The sequence below is a fragment of the Paenibacillus sp. E194 genome, from assembly GCF_000935845.1.
GTDB lineage: Bacteria > Bacillota > Bacilli > Paenibacillales > Paenibacillaceae > Paenibacillus_B > Paenibacillus_B alvei_B.
In genome coordinates this window covers 1-1,165 of sequence record NZ_JMDX01000501.1, presented here as the reverse complement: position 1 = coordinate 1,165, position 1,165 = coordinate 1, and the positions used below count along the sequence as shown (strand labels likewise).

The window sequence follows — 1,165 nt, the reverse complement described above, 5'->3', positions numbered from 1 at the left end:
TGATTACAACCGGCTATGTGCAGGCGAACGAAGTCCATCGCTGGTTCTGTGCAGCAGATATATTCGTATGCACCTCAATATGGAATGAACCACTCGCGAGAGTACATTATGAAGCGATGGCAGCTGGCCTTCCATTCCTTACGACCTCTCGCGGCGGTAATCCTGAAGTGATTCTTCAGGGAAATGGTCTTCTAGTTGAAGACCCAGAGAATCCACTAGAATATGCGAATAAGCTGAATCATCTACTCGCGAATATGGATGAGTGCAAACAAATGGGGCTGCGAGGCAGAAGAATTGCAGAATCACGGTTCGTCTGGCAGCGTGTCGCTCAAGAAATATTAGAGGTATGGGGTTAATTTACTATTGTCATAACTGTGGCGCCGGCAACTCGGCGCCACCTCCTCCGTTATAGTCCGTACAATTGTCGAATCGATGCAACCTCCCGCTCTAGCCCCTGAAGCAGATCGATTTGTGGATCGTAAGCGAGCAGCTTATGCGCCTTACTGATATCTGCCCATGTGTGGCTTGGTTCTCCATAAGTGCTTCCCATATATTGAATGCCTGCTTGATGTGGAATCAACTGCTGCAAAATATGAATACAGTCCATAATTGATGCTCGCTGCTTGCCGCCAATATTCAATATTTCTCCCAGAATACGATCCGTATGAACAGCGGCTGCAATCCCCTCAACACAATCGGATACATAAGTAAAGTCGCGTGTTTGGCTTCCATCACCAAATAAGGTTATCGGTTCACCATGAATCATTTGACGAATAAAGCGGTGAAAGGCCATATCAGGACGCTGTCTTGGCCCATACACAGTAAAAAAGCGAAGTATCGTTACGGGAATCCCATCATTATGCAAATATACGCGGCACAGGTTCTCCCCTGTCAATTTGCTGACGCCATACGGCGACAATGGCTCCGTGAACGCCCCTTCATCCACTCTCCCCGTCTTTTCTCCATACACGGATGACGTAGAGGCATAAATAAATTTGCGTACCGGGCTTGACTTGCACGCTTCCAACAGCCGCTGTGTTGCCACGATATTGTGAGAGGCATAGTGAAGAAAATCCGGCCCCCAGCTCGATCTCACGCCCGGCATGCCTGCGAGGTGACACACGACGTCGACATCCTTCAGAAGCAGTTCATTATTAGATTGCAA

2 protein-coding genes are annotated in these 1,165 nt (G+C 48.3%); one reads left to right on the top strand and one right to left on the bottom strand.

Going from position 1 to position 1,165, the window contains the following annotated elements; translation table 11 throughout:
- Positions 1 to 356 (top strand): glycosyltransferase family 4 protein (locus tag AZ66_RS29215; RefSeq protein ID WP_044358157.1); only part of this gene is annotated, 356 nt, incomplete at its 5' end.
- Between the two features lie 50 nt (positions 357 to 406).
- On the opposite strand, the gene AZ66_RS29210 is transcribed toward AZ66_RS29215, so the two are convergent.
- The coding region (locus AZ66_RS29210; protein WP_044358156.1) for an NAD-dependent epimerase/dehydratase family protein at positions 407 to 1,165 on the bottom strand (759 nt) is incomplete at its 5' end.